The organism is Tistrella mobilis KA081020-065 (assembly GCF_000264455.2).
GTDB lineage: Bacteria > Pseudomonadota > Alphaproteobacteria > Tistrellales > Tistrellaceae > Tistrella > Tistrella mobilis.
In genome coordinates, this window is record NC_017956.1 from 1,427,135 (window position 1) to 1,444,458 (window position 17,324).

Annotated in this window: 17 protein-coding genes; 12 read left to right on the forward strand and 5 right to left on the reverse strand. The window is 69.1% G+C overall.

All coding sequences use genetic code 11. The annotated features are described in order from the left end of the window. Positions 1–22 precede the first annotated feature (22 nt). Positions 23–1,519: an FGGY-family carbohydrate kinase gene (locus TMO_RS06520; RefSeq protein ID WP_014744813.1), complete on the forward strand. Its 1,497-nt coding sequence runs from the start codon at positions 23–25 to the stop codon at positions 1,517–1,519. Between the two features lie 4 nt (positions 1,520–1,523). On the opposite strand, the gene TMO_RS06525 is transcribed toward TMO_RS06520, so the two are convergent. Both TMO_RS06525 and TMO_RS06530 read right to left on the reverse strand, forming a co-directional pair. Beyond that, positions 1,524–2,318, reverse strand: coding sequence for an SDR family oxidoreductase (locus TMO_RS06525; RefSeq protein WP_014744814.1), 795 nt, complete (start codon positions 2,316–2,318; stop codon positions 1,524–1,526). 44 nt (positions 2,319–2,362) lie between these two features. Further along, positions 2,363–3,502: a DUF2855 family protein gene (locus tag TMO_RS06530; RefSeq protein ID WP_014744815.1), complete on the reverse strand. Its 1,140-nt coding sequence runs from the start codon at positions 3,500–3,502 to the stop codon at positions 2,363–2,365. Positions 3,503–3,569: 67 nt separating this feature from the next. Between TMO_RS06530 and TMO_RS06535 the strand changes: the two genes are divergently transcribed. Then, positions 3,570–4,199 carry a TetR/AcrR family transcriptional regulator gene (locus TMO_RS06535; protein ID WP_014744816.1) on the forward strand — a complete coding sequence of 210 codons (630 nt, stop codon included), beginning with the start codon at positions 3,570–3,572 and terminating at the stop codon, positions 4,197–4,199. 12 nt (positions 4,200–4,211) lie between these two features. On the opposite strand, the gene TMO_RS29170 is transcribed toward TMO_RS06535, so the two are convergent. Then, a complete protein-coding gene (locus TMO_RS29170) occupies positions 4,212–6,035 on the reverse strand; it encodes a hypothetical protein (RefSeq protein ID WP_051045316.1) in 1,824 nt (607 codons plus the stop codon). A 189-nt stretch (positions 6,036–6,224) separates the two neighbouring features. Here TMO_RS29170 and TMO_RS06545 point away from each other — a divergent pair, with 189 nt between their 5' ends. The 6 genes from TMO_RS06545 (at position 6,225) to TMO_RS06570 (ending at position 12,632) form a co-directional block, all read left to right on the forward strand. Then, positions 6,225–6,794, forward strand: coding sequence for an RNA polymerase sigma factor (locus tag TMO_RS06545; protein WP_014744818.1), 570 nt, complete (start codon positions 6,225–6,227; stop codon positions 6,792–6,794). 11 nt (positions 6,795–6,805) lie between these two features. After that, complete coding sequence (locus tag TMO_RS06550) at positions 6,806–7,834, forward strand: FecR family protein (protein ID WP_228382271.1); 1,029 nt, start codon at positions 6,806–6,808, stop codon at positions 7,832–7,834. 181 nt (positions 7,835–8,015) lie between these two features. Then, on the forward strand, positions 8,016–10,337 hold the full coding sequence (locus TMO_RS06555; RefSeq protein ID WP_014744820.1) for a TonB-dependent receptor domain-containing protein: 2,322 nt from the start codon (positions 8,016–8,018) through the stop codon (positions 10,335–10,337). Between the two features lie 98 nt (positions 10,338–10,435). Next, complete coding sequence (locus TMO_RS06560) at positions 10,436–10,732, forward strand: hypothetical protein (protein WP_014744821.1); 297 nt, start codon at positions 10,436–10,438, stop codon at positions 10,730–10,732. After that, on the forward strand, positions 10,729–12,294 hold the full coding sequence (locus TMO_RS06565) for a PepSY-associated TM helix domain-containing protein (RefSeq protein ID WP_014744822.1): 1,566 nt from the start codon (positions 10,729–10,731) through the stop codon (positions 12,292–12,294). Before TMO_RS06560 ends, TMO_RS06565 begins: the two co-directional genes overlap by 4 nt. After that, complete coding sequence (locus tag TMO_RS06570; protein WP_014744823.1) at positions 12,291–12,632, forward strand: DUF3325 domain-containing protein; 342 nt, start codon at positions 12,291–12,293, stop codon at positions 12,630–12,632. Before TMO_RS06565 ends, TMO_RS06570 begins: the two co-directional genes overlap by 4 nt. On the opposite strand, the gene TMO_RS06575 is transcribed toward TMO_RS06570, so the two are convergent. After that, a complete protein-coding gene (locus TMO_RS06575; protein ID WP_041604863.1) occupies positions 12,583–13,557 on the reverse strand; it encodes a DMT family transporter in 975 nt (324 codons plus the stop codon). The two genes, TMO_RS06570 and TMO_RS06575, sit on opposite strands and share 50 nt — an antisense overlap. Next, entirely contained in the window at positions 13,554–14,210 is a 657-nt protein-coding gene (locus tag TMO_RS06580) for a TetR/AcrR family transcriptional regulator (protein ID WP_014744825.1), read from the reverse strand. Before TMO_RS06580 ends, TMO_RS06575 begins: the two co-directional genes overlap by 4 nt. A gap of 690 nt (positions 14,211–14,900) precedes the next feature. Between TMO_RS06580 and TMO_RS06585 the strand changes: the two genes are divergently transcribed. From TMO_RS06585 to TMO_RS06600, 4 genes are all read left to right on the forward strand, one after another. Further along, positions 14,901–15,089, forward strand: a complete 189-nt coding sequence (locus TMO_RS06585) for a DUF1843 domain-containing protein (protein WP_014744826.1) — start codon at positions 14,901–14,903, stop codon at positions 15,087–15,089. Between the two features lie 68 nt (positions 15,090–15,157). Beyond that, positions 15,158–15,373 (forward strand): DUF1843 domain-containing protein, encoded by a 216-nt coding sequence (locus TMO_RS06590; protein ID WP_014744827.1) that lies wholly within the window; start codon positions 15,158–15,160, stop codon positions 15,371–15,373. A gap of 23 nt (positions 15,374–15,396) precedes the next feature. Then, entirely contained in the window at positions 15,397–15,600 is a 204-nt protein-coding gene (locus TMO_RS06595; RefSeq protein ID WP_014744828.1) for a DUF1843 domain-containing protein, read from the forward strand. 142 nt (positions 15,601–15,742) lie between these two features. Continuing rightward, positions 15,743–17,257, forward strand: a complete 1,515-nt coding sequence (locus tag TMO_RS06600; RefSeq protein ID WP_014744829.1) for a GDL motif peptide-associated radical SAM/SPASM maturase — start codon at positions 15,743–15,745, stop codon at positions 17,255–17,257. The last annotated feature ends 67 nt before the right edge of the window (positions 17,258–17,324 follow it).

Consider the following 17,324-nt stretch of genomic DNA (forward strand, 5'->3'; position numbering starts at 1 on the left):
AAGACGTCAGGGAGGAAAAGACATGGCCTATCTTCTGGGCCTCGATGCCGGAAACACCATGGTGAAGGCGGTGCTGTTCTCGATCGACGGTGTCGAGCTTGCCGTCGCCGAGAAGGGCGGGTCGACCCGCCATCCGCGCCCGGGCCATGTCGAACGCGACCTGGACGAACTCTGGGCCTGTGCGGCCGCGGCGATCCGCGGCTGCATCGCCCGGGCCGGGATCGATCCGGCCGAGATTGCGGCGATCGGCTGCGCCGGCCATGGCAACGGGCTGTATGCGCTCGACCGCGACCGGCAGCCGCTGATGGGCATTCAGTCGATCGATGTCCGCGCGGGCGGGCTGGTCGAGCGCTGGAACCGCGACGGCACCACCGACCGGATCTGTCGTCTGGCACTGCAACGGCCCTGGGCGGCGCAGCTGCCGACCCTGCTGTCGCATATCCGCGAAACCGACCCGGAAACCTTCGCCCGGATCGGCACCGCGTTTACCTGCAAGGATTACATCGCCTTCCGGCTGACGGGAGAGGTGGCGAGCGACGAGACCGATATGAGCGGTGCCGCCTGCCTGAAACTGCCCGAGGGGCGCTATGACGACGAGCTGCTCGCCGCCTATGGGCTGGAGGGCTGCGGCGGCATCCTGCCGCCGGTGCACCGGTCGAGCGCGGTGACCGGCCGGGTGACGGCGCGGGCGGCGGCCGATGCCGGGCTTGCCGCCGGCACGCCGGTGGTCGGCGGGCTGTTCGACGTGATCGCGAGCGCGCTCGGATCAGGCGTCGTCCGCACCGGTGCTGCCTCTCTGGTCGCCGGCACCTGGAGCATCAATCAGGTGATCGTGGACGAGCCGATCCGCGACAACCCGCCCTTCATCACCTCGGTCTATGAAGGCACCCGCTTCATGGAGGTGGAGGCCTCGGCGACCTCTGCCGCCAATCTGGAATGGTTCATGCGCGAATGGGTGGCGCCCGAGGCCGATGCCGCCGAGCGGCCCTATGACATGGTCAACCGGCTGGCCGGCACGGTCAAACCCTCGGCCGATCTGCCGATCTTCCATCCCTTCCTGTTCGGGGCCGGCGACGATGCCGCGGCGCGGGCGGGATTCTTCGGTCTGGCCGGCTGGCATCAGCGGGCGGATCTGATGTTCTCCCTGTTCGAAGGTGTCGCCTTCGGCCATCGCGCCCATGTCGACAATCTGCGCCATCGTGGCATCTCGGTCGAAGACGCCGTGCTTTCGGGCGGGGGCGCGCGCAGCCGGGTCTGGTCGCAGATCTTCGCCGATGTGCTGAACCTGCCGGTCACCGTCACCCGCTGCCAGGAGACCGGCGCGCTGGGGGCCGCCATGGTGGCAGGTGTCGGCGCCGGCATCTTCCCGGATTTCGCCGCCGCCGCGGCACGCATGGTGGTGGTGGACCGCGCCCATGAACCGGATGCGGCGGCCGCGGAGATCCACGACCGCCGCTATGGCGTCTATACCACCCTGGTCGAGGCGTTGCGCCCCCACTGGAAGCGGTGGGGGAGCTGACGGCTTACGCCGGGCGGGCGTCCTTGATCCGGCGACGCAGCTTGACCATGCCGCCGATCCAGCGGTCGTAGTCGTTGGTCTTGTTGCGCATGTAGGTGAGCACCACCTCGTGCGGCAGGATCAGGAAGCGCTCGTCGTCGAGCGCCTTGACCACGATGCCGGCCACGTCTTCCGGCGTCAGCACGCCGTCGAGCGAAGCGGGATTGCCGTCCATGGAGCGCAGCATGGCGGTATCCACGCCCTGCGGGCAGAGCACAGACACCTTGATGCCGTCGTCCTTATGGGCGATGGCGAGCGATTCGGCGAAGCCGATCGCGGCATGTTTGGTGGTGGAATAGGTGGTGCTGCCGATCTGCGACAACAGCCCGGCGGCCGAGACGGTGTTCAGGAAATAGCCGGCGCCGCGCGCCTTCATCCGTGGCAGCAGCGCCTTTGCCGCATGAATATGGGCCATGACGTTCACGCCCCAGCTGCGCTGCCAGTCGGCTTCGGTGGCGGAGGCGACGTCGTCGAAATCCGGATCGCCGATCGCGATGCCGGCATTGGAGCAGAAGAGGTCGATCGGGCCGAACTTCGCTTCGACATCGTCGACCACCGCCAGAATGTCCTCGAATTTCGAGACATCGGCCCTGTAAGACGCAGTGGCGGCGCCCTGGGCGACGGTTTCGGCCGCGCCGGCCTCGTTCAGGTCGACGGCAATCACCGCCTTGGCGCCCTCGTCGGTGAAGCGGCGGCAGAGCGCGCGGCCGATGCCCGCGCCACCACCGGTGACGACGACGACCTTGTCCTTCAGCTGCATGGGGGGAGTTCCTCCGGCATGTTTGTGATTTTTTTGCGGGATGACTATACGGGCTCCGACCCGGCTGCCGGAAGCACGACATGGCCGGCCCGGGGATCTGCGCTGCCGTCATGAAGCGCGCGGATGATCCGGGCGGCGGCCCCCAGCCCGCGGGCTTCCTCGATCCGGATCCAGGGATCGCCGCCGGTGGTGGCGGCAGTCATGAACCGGGTCTGGTCCAGGTTGAAGCGGCGGGTGAATTCGGCCCCGCCCCAGTCGGCATTGCGTTTGCGGATCTGCACCGGCGCGAAGAACATCACCGGCGCCGGGCCGGGCAGGGCGGCACCGGCCGCGAGCGTCCGGTCGAGCGGCGCGGTGTTGGCCGCCGAGCCGACCAGACAGTCATGGACCAGGCCCGGGCCGAAATGGCCATGGACGCGCGCACGTAGCCCGTCGTCGCCCGAGAAATCGACATAGGTGGTCGGGCGGTCGGCGGCGATGCCGTCCAGCTCGTCATAGGTCACCACCCGGTCGTAGAGGCCGAGCGCTTCGGTGAAACCGCGATTGGCCCGGCTGGTGAGGCCGATCAGCTCGGGGCGATCGGCAAGGCCCGCCAGGCAGAAGGCGGCCCCATAGGCGGTTTTGGCCGAGGCGGACGAGATCACCAGCCGCGCCGCGCCGAACCAGCCATTGTCGGCCAGATAATCCGCCAGCACGAAAGAGGTGATGAACAGCGGCCGGATCAGCATCTGGGCGTTTTCCAGGGCCGGCGACCAGACCGGATCGGCCGTGCAGCGGGTATACTGGTTATAGGCCGAAACCAGGGGCAGGCGATGCTCCGCCTGGTCATAGAAGCCGCGCTCCGTCACCCGGCCGGGCTGCATGACGATCCGGGTGGCGATCGGGAAATAGCCGTAGAAGCGCTCGCCCGGCGCGATGCCGTCGACATCGGACGCTTCGACCTCGGCAAAGCCCCAGACCGGCATATGGCCGTGATCAGGCCGGCCGGTCGGAAAGAAATCCCAATAGCGCATCGCCTCGCCGAAGGCGGCGTAGGTGATGTTGTTGGTGGTGAGCGCGAAGCGGTCGAGCCGGAGCCGTATGCTGCCCGGCGCGGCGGCCGGGGCGGGTATGGTCTCGATCAGGGCCGCGCCGAGATCGGCCTTCGGTGTCAGCAGCCGGGTGATGGCAGGGCTGTCGGTCATGGGTGTATCCTCCCTTTGTCTGCCATCAGCCTAGCCCTTTGCCGGGCTCCGGGGGTTCGGATTTGCCATGCCTGCCACGCCGCTGACACCGCCGGTCGCAAGGCCGCTGAAACGGCCGGTTCAGGCCCGTGCGCGCTTCACCGTTCAGGCGATCTATGACGGTCTGGTTCGGATCTGGCTGCGCGACGGGCCGGATGCGGTGACGATGAAAGCGATTGCCGCCGAGACCGGTTTTGCGGTCGGCACGCTCTACGACTATTTCCCGAACCGGGCGGCGCTGCTTTCCGGCTATGTCCGCCACTGCATCGACGATCTGATCCGGCGGCTGGAGGCCGATGCCGCCGCGGAACCGGATCTGCCCTGGGGGCCGCGGATCGTGCGGCTGGTGCGGATGACCTGCGGCCGGGACGGTGCCGCGCCCTGTTTCGACCACGACATGCTGATGGTCGAGCACGCGATCGCCGAAGAGAAACATCATCGCCGCGCCTATGAGGAATTGTCCGCCGCCTGGCTGCGGATCCTGGAGGCGACCCCCGGCCGGCCCCAGGGCATCGACGCCGCGGCCATCCGCGCCGCCTTCCTCACCGTGCTCGGCACCCGCCGCTATGTGCTGCTGGTGGAGCCGACCGAGACGGAGGTGGGGGACTGGGCCGGGCGGCTGGAGCGGATCTGTCTTGGGGCGCTGGCGGGCGGCTGAACCCGGATCTCGTCATCCCGGGATGGCGAGGGTCCGGCCTTCGGCGGCGACACGCCAGCTTGCCACATCGCCCAGCATGATGTCGGCGGCCTGCCGCGCCCGTTCCTGTGCGGCGGCAAGGCCGTCGGTGCCGGCCGCATCGTCGGCCTCCATGGCGGCGATCAGGGCGGTGATGTCGGCGGCCATGCGTTTCGAACGGCGGGCGCTGCCTTCGAAATCCCCGATGACGCGAATGCCATAGGCGGCCGTGGCCAGCACCGGCAGGCCGGCAGTCAGGGCTGTGACGAGGAATTGCCACGAGTCGCGGATCGGTCCGACCGACAATTCGACCGCCATGTAGACGGTTGCGACAATCAGCGTCAGGACGAAAAGCAGCTCACCGAAGGTCTCGAGGCGGTGTTCCAGCTGGTGCATGCGCTTGTGGGTGGAGCCGTGGTACCGGCACTGACCGTCGAGCATACTGTGCAGGGCGGTCCGGGCCCGGATGCCGTGGTCGTCGGCAGGCCGCAGGACGGGCAGGCCGGCAGCCCGCAGCAGGGCCCGTTCATACCAGGCGGTCCAGATGCCAATCCGGCCCTGCTGCACGGTCGGGCGGGCCGCCAGGCCGTGCATGGGCAGCGCCACGCGCAGCCGCTCCGCCACCTCGCGGGCCTCGAGCCAACGGCGATGCCAGGCCCGCCGCCGGCCCTGGATGGTGTTGAGCACCACCCAGAGCAGCAGCAGGATTTCGATGCCGACGAAGACCGGCTTGCCGATCGATTTTACCCCGAAGCTCTTGCCGACCAGGATCGACAGGGCAACGACGAACACCGCCAGGGCCGCGCAGAGGAAGTTCACCACCACCGCGCTGCGGAAGATCTGGGCGTAATAATTGGCGAGTGCATCGGCCCAGCCATAGGCCGCGGTAAGGTCGGGCGGTGCGCCGGCATGGGCCGCCGCTTCGTCGTCCGCTGCCGTTTCGGGGCTCGTGGCGTAGAAATCCCGCCAGCGCGGCCGGCGCATGAAGGCCATGGCCTGGAGCCACAGCCAGGCCTGCCGGAACTGGATATGCCTGCGCCCCTCTCTCAGATAGTCGGCCAGATGTGCGACCTCGTCACCATGGACGGGCGGAGCGGTCAGCTGCTCGATCACCCTGCCCAGCTGCCCGATCGGCTGCGGCGGCAGGTCGTGAAAGGAAAGATCCGTGCGCGGATGCCGGTCCAGATCGCGCCAGCGGATCGTCGGCGGTGTGGTGTCGTCGGCCGCTGCGATCACCACCACCGGGATGCCGCGGCGGGCGGCGGCTTCCAGCATGTCGGGGGTGCCGCCGCGGCCGGCTGCGGGGCCGCCATCCCAGATGGCGATCAGCAGGGCCGCATGGTCGAGCATGGCCAGTCCGGCGCGCTCATAGGCCTGGTCCGCCGCAGCCCGCTGTCCGGGCAGCTCCACCACGCGGGCGGCACGGGTGAGGAGGGCGCTGAACGCCTGGCGGGATGCTGCGTCGGCGAAATCCTCTGCATAGGTCTCCGCCGCGAAGGGCAGGGGTGCCTCCAGCTCGAAACCCGCCGCCAACCCGGCTTCGGCCACGATGCGGTCGGCGCCTTCGGCCAGGCTGGAGACGACCGACAGCCGCGGATCATCCGTGCTCCAGACAGCCGCATGCCTTTTCTGCACATCGGCGATGGCGACCTGTATCTGGCGGAGCACGTCTGCGACCTCTGCGCTGATCCGGTGGACGCCGGATGCCGGCAGCCGGTTCGGCCTGTGGCCGGTGACGCCGACGGACAGGGCGAGGCGCGGTTTCGGGGGATGGCTCAGTCGCGGCGGATGGGTGGGCAAACTGTCGGGCTTGGTCATCCGCCGGTTGTCCTTCCTGTGATGCCGGTCGCCAACGGAAGGATAGGGGCGGGGGCGTGCAACCACAAGGTTGCGGATCATGCCGATGCAGCGGCTGTCTCGGTTGCGGCGTTTCAGTGATATTGATAATGAGTTGCAAAATCGATAGCCTGCCGTCCCTTTTCGCTGATCCGCAGACGGCTGCCGGCCATGGCCCCGACGAAATCCGCAGACCTGCCCGGGCTGGTCGAGAGCTTCCAGATGCACTACGGCGATCTGCTGCGCTTTCTGCAACGGCGCTGCGGCGACCCCGAACGTGCGGCCGATCTGATCCAGGATCTGTACTTCCGGGTCCGCGCCGCCGAGGAAGAGGGGCGGGTGGTCGAGGATCCGCCGGCCTGGATGCGCCGGATCGCCATCAACCTGGCGATCGACGGTCAGCGCCGTGACCTTCGCTTGCGGCGCGAGCAGGGCGACGAGATCGAAGGCATGGTGGTGGCCTGCGAGCGGCCCCTGCCGGACCGCGCGGTTGCGGCGCGCGAACGGCTGCGGGTGCTTGACGCCGCCCTGCAGGCGCTGCCTGATAATCCGCGCCGGGCGCTGCTGCTGCATCGTGTCGAGGGGTTGACCCAGGCCGAGATCGCGCGGCGGCTGGGGGTGTCGGAAAGCATGGTGATCAAATACGTGGCCCAGGCCCTGAAACATTGCCGCGACTGGCAGCGCCGGATCGACGAGGGGGCTCTGCCGCTCGTCGGGCATGGCCGGCAGGGCGGCGCCTGATGGTCGCGTCCTTGCCATCCTCTCCCCCATCCCCGCCCGAGGGTGGCGATGTCTCGGATATCGCCATCGACTGGCTGGTGCGTGTGCGCCTGGGGGCGGCCGATCCGGAGGACTTCGCTCTCTGGCGCGCGGCATCACCCGCGCATGAGGCGGCCGCGGTCGAGGCCGAAGCCCTGCTCGACGAGATCGGGCAGACGCCGACCGCACAGATCTTCGGGGCGGAGCGGGCCTTCGGGGCCGAGCGGGTCGTGCCGCTCCGCCCGCCACCGGCCCCGACCCTGCGGCACCCCCGGGCCCTGTCGCGCCGCCGCCTGCTGACCGGCGCCGCTGCGGCCGGCGTGGTTGCAGCCGCAGGCGCAGGCGCCCTGGTCGCCGCCGGGCCCGGGGTCGGCGGCCGGGTGATCGCCGCGCTCGATGGCGGCGAGACGACATCCCGCGGCGAGCGCCGGGCGATCACCCTCGCCGACGGCAGCCGCGTGACGCTCGCCGGCTGCTCGGCAATCCGCGTCGATGTTTCGGCGGCCGGCCGCCGCATCGAGCTGCTGGCCGGCGAGGCGCTGTTCCAGGTGGCCGCCGACACCACACGCCCCTTCATCGTGACGGCCGGCACCGGCCGTGCAGAGGCCATGGGCACGCTGTTCTCGGTTGCCTGTGCGGGCAGGGCGGCCCGGGTGGTGGTGGTCGAGGGGCGCGTCGAGGCGGGCCCCGCCGACGGCCACGTGCCGATGCCCCTCACCGCCGGCCAGGCCGCCACCACCGGCCCCGACATGACCGCAGAGCCGGTCGACGCCGCAAGCCTCACCGCCTGGGCCCGCGGCCGGCTGATCGTGACCGGCCAGCCCCTGTCCGAGGTGGCCGCCCGCCTGGACCGCGACGGTGCGCTGCGCCTGCTGGTCCTGGGCGACACCGCCCGCACCCTTCCCGTCACCGGCGTCTTCGACCTGGATGATCCGGAAGGGACGCTGCGGGCAATCGCAACCGTGCTGCCGGTGCGCGTGCGGCGGGTGGGGGGTGTGGTCGTGGTGACGGCGGCTGCCTGACCCGTGCCGGCCCGGCGGGCGCCGGTCGTTCCCTGAATGCCCCGTCCCGAAAAAAATCACGCATCCCATTGTCGGTTCCCCTCCGTCCCGTCGTCCTGGTCATAGAAGAGCTGCGAATGATCCGCAATCGCTTGATGGATCGGCAGCGACCAACAAGACGGCACGTCCACGGAGTATCGGTATGACGGAACGGATGGCGGGGCAGGGTGCCCGGATCGGCGGGCGCAAGGCGGGGATCGGGCTGGCGGCGGCCGGTGCGGTAGTGATTGCGCTGGCGCCGGCAGGGCTGGCAACGCCGGCCAGAGCGCAGGCGGCGGCAACCGCAGAGGCCGGGCTGGTCACCTTCGACATTCCGCCGCAGATGCTGGATGGCGCGCTGACGGCACTGGCCGATCAGGCCGGGCTGGTGCTGCTGTTCTCGGCACCCGAGGCGGCGAGCATTCCGTCGGACGGGCTTCGCGGGCCGCATCAGGTGGACGAGGCGCTGCGCCGGTTGCTGGCGGGCACGGGCTACGGCCACCGTTTCGTCGACGGCCGCACCGTCACCATCGATCCGGTGCGCACACGGGCGGGGTCGGTGGTGCTGCCAGACATGCTGGTGACCACCACGGCGGCCGGCTATGAACAGAAGCTGGTCGATGCGCCGGCCAGCGTCACCGTGATCCCGCGCGAGGAGCTGGAGAAGCGGCCCTTCCGATCGCTGTCGGATGCCGTGCGCCATGTCGAAGGCGTCAATGTTGTGGGCGGCGACAAGGGTTCGATCTCGATCCGCGGCATGGAGGCCGGCCATGTGCTGATCCTGGTCGACGGCAAGCGCCAGGAGACCAGCGCCGCCAATCCCAAGGGCGCCAATGCCGAGGGGCTGGCGCAGAACTGGATCCCGCCGCTGGAGGCGATCGAGCGCATCGAGGTGGTGCGCGGGCCGATGTCGACGCTTTACGGCTCGGAAGCGATGGGCGGCGTGATCAACGTCATCACCCGCAAGGTCGGCCGCGACTGGTCGGGGGCCGTCGGCGCCGACTACACCGCCCAGGGCCATAGCAAGTACGGCGATGAGTGGCAGGGCGATGTTTACCTGTCGGGACCGCTGGTCGAAGACCGGCTGGGGCTGCAGGTCTGGGGGTATGAGAAGCGGCGCGACGAGGACGACATCGCCAGCGGCCATGGCCGCTCGCTGCGCCGCAACGGCACGGCCCGGCTGACCCTGACCCCCGACGACATCCATGAAATCCAGCTGGAAGGCGGTCGCACCACCCAGGAATTCCGCAACCGTCTGGACAAGAGCGGCCAGGACCGCGAGACCGAATACACCCGCGACCATATGTCGATCTCTCATGGCGGCAACTGGTCGTTCGGGCGCAGCGAGGTGGCGGTGTATCGCGAGGTCGCCCGTCGCGAGGGCCCGACCGAGACCTGGCGGCCCGAAGCCACCAATATCGTGGCCGATGCGAAGCTGGTGGTGACGGAATTCGAGGAGCATGTGCCGACCATCGGCCTGCAATGGAAGGAGTCCGAACTTTCCTCCGGCGGCTATCGCGGACGCACCGATGGTGACCGCACCACCACCTCCGTCTGGGAGCGTTCGGCCTTCGTCGAGAATGAATGGCGGGTGACCGACAGCCTGAGCCTGACCGGCGGCCTGCGCGTCGACGACAACGAGTATTTCGGCGACCACTGGACCCCGCGTGCCTATGCGGTCTGGCGGATGGCGCCCGACTGGACGCTGAAGGGCGGCATCGCCAAGGGCTTCAAATCGCCCGCTCTGGTGCAGATCAACCCGGATATCGGCAACCCGCAGCGCGGCGGCACCGTCACCTGGGGTAACCCGGATCTTCAGCCCGAAGAGAGCGTGAACACCGAAATCGGCCTCTATTACGAAGGCAGCGACTTCTCGGTCAACGCGACGCTGTTCAACACCGACTACAAGAACAAGATCGCCAATACCGGCTCGGCCATCCTGCGCGACGAGAACGGCGAGATCATCTACAGCCCCGACGGATCGGGCACGCCCTATAGCGGCTATTTCAACATCGGCGAGGCGACCATGCGCGGCCTGGAACTGGCCGGCCGCTGGCAGATCACCGAAGCCTTCGGGCTGCGCGGCAATTACACCTTCATCGATTCCGAGATGAACACCAAGGGTGCCACCTTTTACAACTACAGCCTTGAAAGCCTGGACGGCGAGAAACTGGTCGGCGTGCCCGACCACACGCTGAGCCTGACGCTGGACTGGCTGGTGACCGAGGATGTCTCGACCTTCGTAACGGGATCCTATCGCAGCCGCGAGAGCCGGATTTCCTTCGGCCAGGGCAACACCGCCAGCGACGGCATCGGATCGACCACCACCTTCGATCTGGGCGGCACCTGGAAGATCCATCCCAACCTGTCGATGAACGCCGCGGTCTACAACGTCACCGACCAGGTGCACGAGCCCGAGGAGGGCAAGTACTGGTATGTCGAGGACGGCCGCCGTTTCTGGCTGGGGCTGCGGGCGAGTTTCTGAACCCGCCCGCCGGCCGGGCAAGAACACTGAAGACTGGAGACGGGCATGACGGATCGGCACGGGCGGCAGGGCGGCCGCCGGGGCGGGGAGGGGCTGCGATGACGACGCAGGTCGAGGCACGGTCCGGGGAGCGTCTGCCCCATGGGCTGGGTGTGATCCTGCGGGTCCTGGCGGCGGGGCCGCTCGGCTATGCGCTGGGGGCGATGACGGCGCTGGTGGCCGCGCGCCATCTGCCGGGCCCCGCGCGCGACGCCGCCCAGGCGGCGATGATGCTGGGCTTTCTGGTTCATGGCGGGGTGGTGATCTGGGTGTTCGCGGCGGCGAGCGCCGCCCGGGCCTGGGCCTGGCTCTGCCCCTTGGGCGTGGCACTGCTTCTGGCCTGGAGGCTGCCATGAAGGCCGGGTTCCGACAGTCCATGGCGTGGCTGCATGAATGGGCCGGGCTGCTGATGGGCTGGCTGCTTTTCGCCATCTTCCTGACCGGCACGATCGCTTTCTTTCGCGACGAGGTCACCCACTGGATGCAGCCCGAACTGCACGGGGTCCGGGCCGAGGCCGGGGGAGCGACGGCGGCGGATGTGGGGCTGGACTGGCTGCGGAGCAATGCCGCCGGTGCCGGGATGTGGATGCTGACCCTGCCCGACGAACGTTCGCCCGTGTTGGGCGCTGCCTGGCGGCCGGATGGCGCGCCGGCGGGGCGGGCGGGGTTCCGCCGCGCCGAACTCGACCCCGCGACCGGTGCCGAACTGCACCCGCGGGAAACGGCGGGCGGCAACTTCCTCTACCGCTTCCATTTCGAGCTGTATGCCGTGCCGCGCGACACCGCGCGCTGGATCGTGGGCATCGCCACCATGTTCATGTTCGTGGCGATCATCAGCGGCATCATCACCCATCGCCGGATCTTCAAGGACATCTTCACCTTCCGCCCCGACAAGGCCGGGCAGCGGTCGTGGCTGGATGCCCATAACGCGACCGCGGTACTGGCCCTGCCTTTTCATGTGATGATCACCTATAGCGGCCTGGTGCTGCTGGCCGGCACGCTGATGCCCTTCCTGTTCGACGGCCCGCGCAGTGGTGGTGAGCGGGGCGGGGAGCGGCCGCTGGCGCACGCCGTGGCGCCGGCCTCTGCCGCAGCACCCGTCGTGCCGCTGGCGCCGCTGATCCAGGCTGCCGAAGCGCGCTGGGGCGGGAAGGTCGGCAGTGTCACCATCACCCGACCCGGCCGGCCGGGGGCGGAGATCGAGTTGCGGCCGCTGCATGCCGCCAGCCTGCCGACCGCCGGCCGCACCGGCGACCGGCTGATCCTGGATGCCGCCGACGGCCGGCTGATCCGGGCGGTGGACGGTTCGGCGGGGATGAGCACGGTGGCGGAGATCAACACCGTCATCAATGTGCTGCACCGGGCCCGCTTTGCCGAGCCCTGGCTGCGCTGGCTGTTCTTCGTGGCAGGTGTCGCCGGCACGATCATGGTCGCGTCAGGGCTGGTGCTCTGGGTGGTGAAACGCGCTGCACAGCATGCCCGCAATGGCGGCCCCTCCATCGGCTTCCGGATCGTCGAGCGCCTGAATGTGGCCGGCATCGCCGGGCTCTGTCTTGCCACCGCCGGCTATTTCTGGGCCAACCGCCTGCTGCCGGCCGATCTGGCGGGTCGGGCGGAATGGGAGATCAGGATCTTCTTCCTGGTCTGGGCGGCAACCGCGCTGCACGCCCTGGCGCGCCCGGTCCGCCGCGGCTGGGTGGAACAGCTGGGGGTTTCGGCGCTGCTGCTGGCGGTTCTGCCGCTGGCCGGGATGCCGGGGCTTCTGGCCGGAGATGCGCGGGTGATCGGCTTTGCGCTGGTGTCGCTGGCAACAGCGGCGGGGCTGGCCCATGCCGCGCGGCGGCTGTCGCGGCCGGCGGCGGCTGGCAGGCCCGCCGCCCGCCGCAGAACCGCCATGGCGGCGGGAGAGCGGGCATGAGCGCGGCTGCATTCACCTGGCCCGCCTGCGTGCTGGCCTGGGCGGGGTTTCTGGGGCTGGCACTGGCCATGGACCGCCACCACGATCAGGTTCTGGGCGGCAGGCCCTCGGTCCTGCGGCGGCGGATCGCGACCCTTGCCGGCTGGGGCCTGCTCGGGCTCGCCACCGCTGCCTCGATCGCCGGCTGGGGCTGGTCGATCGGGCTTGCCGCGCTCTGGGGCGTGCTTGGCCTCTCCGGCGGCGGGCTGGTGCTGGGGCTGAGCTACGCGCCGCGCCGGCTGCCGGCGCTTACGGCAGTTCTGGCCCTGACGATGTGGCTGCCGGCGGTGCTGGTCTGAACGGCCGCCGCCGGGCGGGCAGGGTGACGATGGCGAGGCAGGCGATCACCAGTGCCACCCCCGCCCAGCCGGCCGGCGGCAGTCTTTCGCCCACCACCAGGATCGCCAGAATGGCGGCGACCACCGGTTCGATCAGCGAGATGGTGGTGGCCAGGCTGGCGGGGATGCGCGCCAGACCCAGGCCGAAGCAGACATAGCCCAGAAACATCGGCACCAGCGCCATATAGATCCCGACCGCGGCATTGCCCCAGGACGTGAGGAAGGGCGCGCCCGTCAGGGCCAGCACCGGCATCAGCAGCAGCCCGCCGATGCCGAAGGTGGCCCCCATGGCGACGGAGGACCGGATACCGCGCAGCATCAGCCCCCGTGCGGTCCAGGAATAGAGCGCATAGGTGAAGCCGCCGACCAGGCCGAGCCCGATGCCGGCGAGCACGGCATCTCCGGTGTCAGAGGCCCCCACCTCGGTCACCCCGACCCCGGCCCCTCCTTCCGCCAGGCAGAGCAGCAGGATGCCGGCGACACCGGTCAGCGCCCCGGCCAGCCAGCGGGGCGACAGGCGGGTGCGGTCGAAGATCCGCTCGATCAGCGCCGAGAGCAGCGGGGCGGAGCCGATGGTGACCACCGTGCCGATGGTGACGCCGGCCAGCCGCATGGAGGCATAGAAGGCGAGCGGATAGACCGCGACCGCCACCCCGCCCAGGATCAGCAGCACCCGGTTGCGGGCAAGATCGTGCCGGGCGCGCAGGATGCCGCGCCCGGCACGCAGGGCCTGAAGCAGCCCGCCCAGCCCCATGGCCGCGGCCCCGATCGCGGCGGCGCCGACCTCGGGCGCGAAGGTCGCGGCCGTGCCGGTGGTGCCCCAGACGAGGGCGGCAAACAGCACCGCCAGACTACCCAACCCCTGGTCGCGTGATGCGTTATTCACTTCAGAACCGCCCCGCCATCGGCCATCATGTCCCTCACCATCTCTTCCGCCATGCTGCGGGCCTCGATCATCAGCGTGCTTTGGCCCTCCAGCCCGGCGCGGGCCATGGCGCCTTCCAGCAGAAAGGCCAGCCGCTTCGCCAGCCGCGCCGCCCGCGCGCCGTCGCCGCCGGCCAGCCCGACCAGCGGGGCGGCCAGCAGGGCCTCGATTTCTTCCTTGTGCCGCCGCACCGCCTGGCGGCCGATATCGTCGGCGGCAAGCTCGGCCGCGGCATTCAGCAGGCCGCAGCCGCGAAAGCCGTGCTCATAGGCGAATTCGGCGTGGTCGCGATAGGCATCGAAAACCGCAAGCACATGATCCAGCGGCGTTTGCGCCACTGCGGCCCGCCGGGCGTAAAGCCCCAGCCATTCGGCATGGCGCGCCTCCAGATACTGGTTCACCAGATCGGCCTTGGAGGCGAAGTTGTTGTAAAGGCTCTTCTTCGCCACCCCGGCCCGGGCCACGATGGCGTCGATGCCGGTGCCGGCGATCCCATGATCATAGAACAGCGCCGCCGCCGCTCTCAGGAGGCGGTCGCGCGCGGGAAGGGCGCCATCGGCGGGGCGGCCGGTCTTGTCATCCGTGGCGGCAGGGGGTGTGGCGGCAGGGGGCATGGGCATCAGCCTCGATAAATAGGTAGACCGATCTACCTACTTATCCACCCGCCCGTCAAGCGCCGACAGCCCCGGCCGCCATCAAAGATGACGCCGCCCCGCCTTTCCGGCAGACTGATCCCCCGCAGGCTTTTGCGCGAACCCCAAGCACACGTGAAAACCCCGGGAGGTTCGCAGCGGGGATTCCCCATATTTATCAAGCGTATGCATTTTGCAGTGACATGACACACACGCGTCGGCATGGTCTGCCGCGAGGTTCGCGCAAACCGGCTTTTTTGGCGCCGAATCAGGGTATTGAAGAGGGGTAGGTCGCACCCCGCGGGGGTGCGTGGATTGAAACGGCTTCTGGCCGTCTTCCTTTTATAACATCTGGGTCGCGCCCCACAGGGCCGCCTGAACCGACCTCCAGAACCTGAACCGACCCCACGGCCGGGGGCCACGCCCCCGGCTATGGGCTTTGTCATGCCCGATGGTTGCGGCTTGTCCGGCATCGCTGGCCGGTCGGCACAACCTCCGCGTTTTGCATCGGAATCGACTCGCCTTAAGCGCGTTTCTGTGCGTACATATTCATACGCATGGTGGCAGAGGCGTGATCTGCGGGGCGTCTGGGGCGGGTGTCTGCGCCAGGACGGGCCGGCAGGGACCCTGGACGCCCCGGCCTGACCTGCGTCAACCGGCAGGGAGGTTACCGTGACCGAATTTACCCCCATTACGCCCTATGGCGTCGCCATCCGCACGGCGATGGCCAGTGGCAATGTCGATGCGCTGAAGGTGGCGCTGTCGCTTGCCCAGGAACTCTATGCCCGGGACGGGGATGTCCGCTCGGCGGTTTCGGCCGCCCGCGCTCATCTGGCGACCGCCCGCAAACCCAAGAAGTGATCAGCCCTAAGAACTGATCTTGCCGCGCGATCCATCACCTGATCGCGACCCAGTCGAGGAGACCGGAGATGAGTGATTCCGTCATCCGCCCGCTTTATGCCGCGCCGCCGCAGCCCCATCCGATCCCCCTTTATGCGGCCACCCTGCATGCCGCGGTGGCCCGCAACGATGTGGATGAGCTGGACAGCCTGATCTGCCAGGCCGAAGCCTATCTGGACAAGTATGGCGACCTGCCGTCGCTGATCGAACAGCTGAAGACCGAGATCGCGAAGCTGGAACGCTGAACGTCGCGGCTGGGAGAAACGCCATGGTCGACAAGACGTCCGACGGCGCCACCGCAATGGTGAGTGCGCTTTATGGGCCCAGTGTGCGCGCTGCGATCGTCAGCGGCGATCTGGGGGTGTTGAAGGCGACGCTGGCCGCGGCCGAGACGCAGAACCGCCAGCAGGGCGATATCCGTGTCGCGCTGGCGGCGGCCCGTGCCGCCCATGCCGGGCTGAAGCGGGGCTGAGGCCCCGGATCGGTCCCGGTGGTTCCCGGTCCCGGTCGTTCTTGGTCCCGGTGGTTCCCTGGCCGGCATGCACCCCGCCGACCGGCCGGGGAACCGACTTGCATCAGATTGCCGTTTGCCCCGGAGTGTCGGAGGTGCCTGCATGCCCGATGGTCAGACCCCGGCGGAGCGCGCCATCCCCCGCGCCCGCAGCCTGGACGACATCGTCGATCTGGTTCCCGTCCATGTGGTGTGGGAGATCACGCTGGCCTGCAATCTGAAGTGCCAGCATTGCGGATCGCGCGCCGGCCATGTCCGCAAGGGCGAGCTTTCCACCGCCGAATGCCTGGATCTGGTCGACCAGATGGCCCGGCTGGGCACGCGTGAGGTGACGCTGATCGGCGGCGAGGCCTATCTGCGTCGCGACTGGCTGGAGATCCTGGCCCGCGTGCGCGCCCATGGCATCCTCTGCCTGATCCAGACCGGCGGCCGCAACCTGACCGACACGCGGCTGGAGGCGGCGATCGCCGCCGGCATCAACGGCATCGGCGTATCGATCGACGGGCTGGCGCCATTGCACGACCGGCTGCGCGGGGTGCCCGGATCCTTCGATCAGGCGATGTCGGCGCTGACCCGCGCGAAGGCGGCCGGGCTCAGCATTTCGGTCAACACCCAGATCGGCGCCGAGACCATGGAGGATCTGCCCGAACTGATGGACCGGATCATCGCGGCCGGCGCCACCCATTGGCAGATCCAGATGACCGTCGCCATGGGCAATGCGGTCGACAACCCCGACATCCTGCTGCAGCCCTATCGGCTGATCGAACTGATGCCGCTTCTGGCCCGGCTGTATCGCGAGGGGGCAAGGCGCGGGCTGACCATGGTGGTCGGCAACAATATCGGCTATTTCGGCCCCTATGAATCGCTCTGGCGCGGCTTCGGGAACGAGGCGGTGCACTGGACCGGCTGCGCCGCCGGCCAGAACGTGATCGGCATCGAGGCCGACGGCACCATCAAGGGCTGCCCGTCACTGGCGACGCAAGGCTATGCCGCCGGCAATATCCGCGATCTCGCGCTCGCCGACATCTGGCGGAACCAGGAGGCGATGGCCTTCGGCCGCACCCGGTCGGTGGAGAAGGATCTCTGGGGCTATTGCCGCAGCTGCTATTACGCCGATGTCTGCCGTGCGGGCTGCACCTGGACCTCGGATTCGCTGCTGGGCCGGCGGGGCAACAACCCCTATTGCCATTACCGGGTGCGCGATCTGGCGAAAAAGGGCCGCCGCGAACGGGTGGTGAAGATCCGCGAGGCCGGGCCCGAAAGCTTCGCGGTCGGCGAATTCGCGCTGATCGAAGAGGCGATCCCGCCCGAGGAGCTGGCGGCCCTGCCGCAGGATCGCCTGCCGGCCATTTCCGCCACCGACAGCCGGCCGGTGCATATCGCGCCCGAAGGCGACGACGATCCCGCCCGCGCCGCCGGCGCCCGGGGCCGCATTCCGCCGCATCTGGATCTCTGCCGGTCCTGCCATGAATATGTCTGGCCGCACGAGACCGACTGCCCGCATTGCGGCGCCGACATCGCCGCCGCCGCCGCCGCTTATGCCGCAAGGCTGGCGGAGGTGCAGGCCCTGGCCGCGCGGATCCGCGCCCGGCTGGACGAGGCGGTACCGGAGGTGTGAGGCATCAGCCAGCTTGACGGCGGGCGACCCGCCGTTTCAGTCGGCACAACATGCGGCCGCCCGAAAC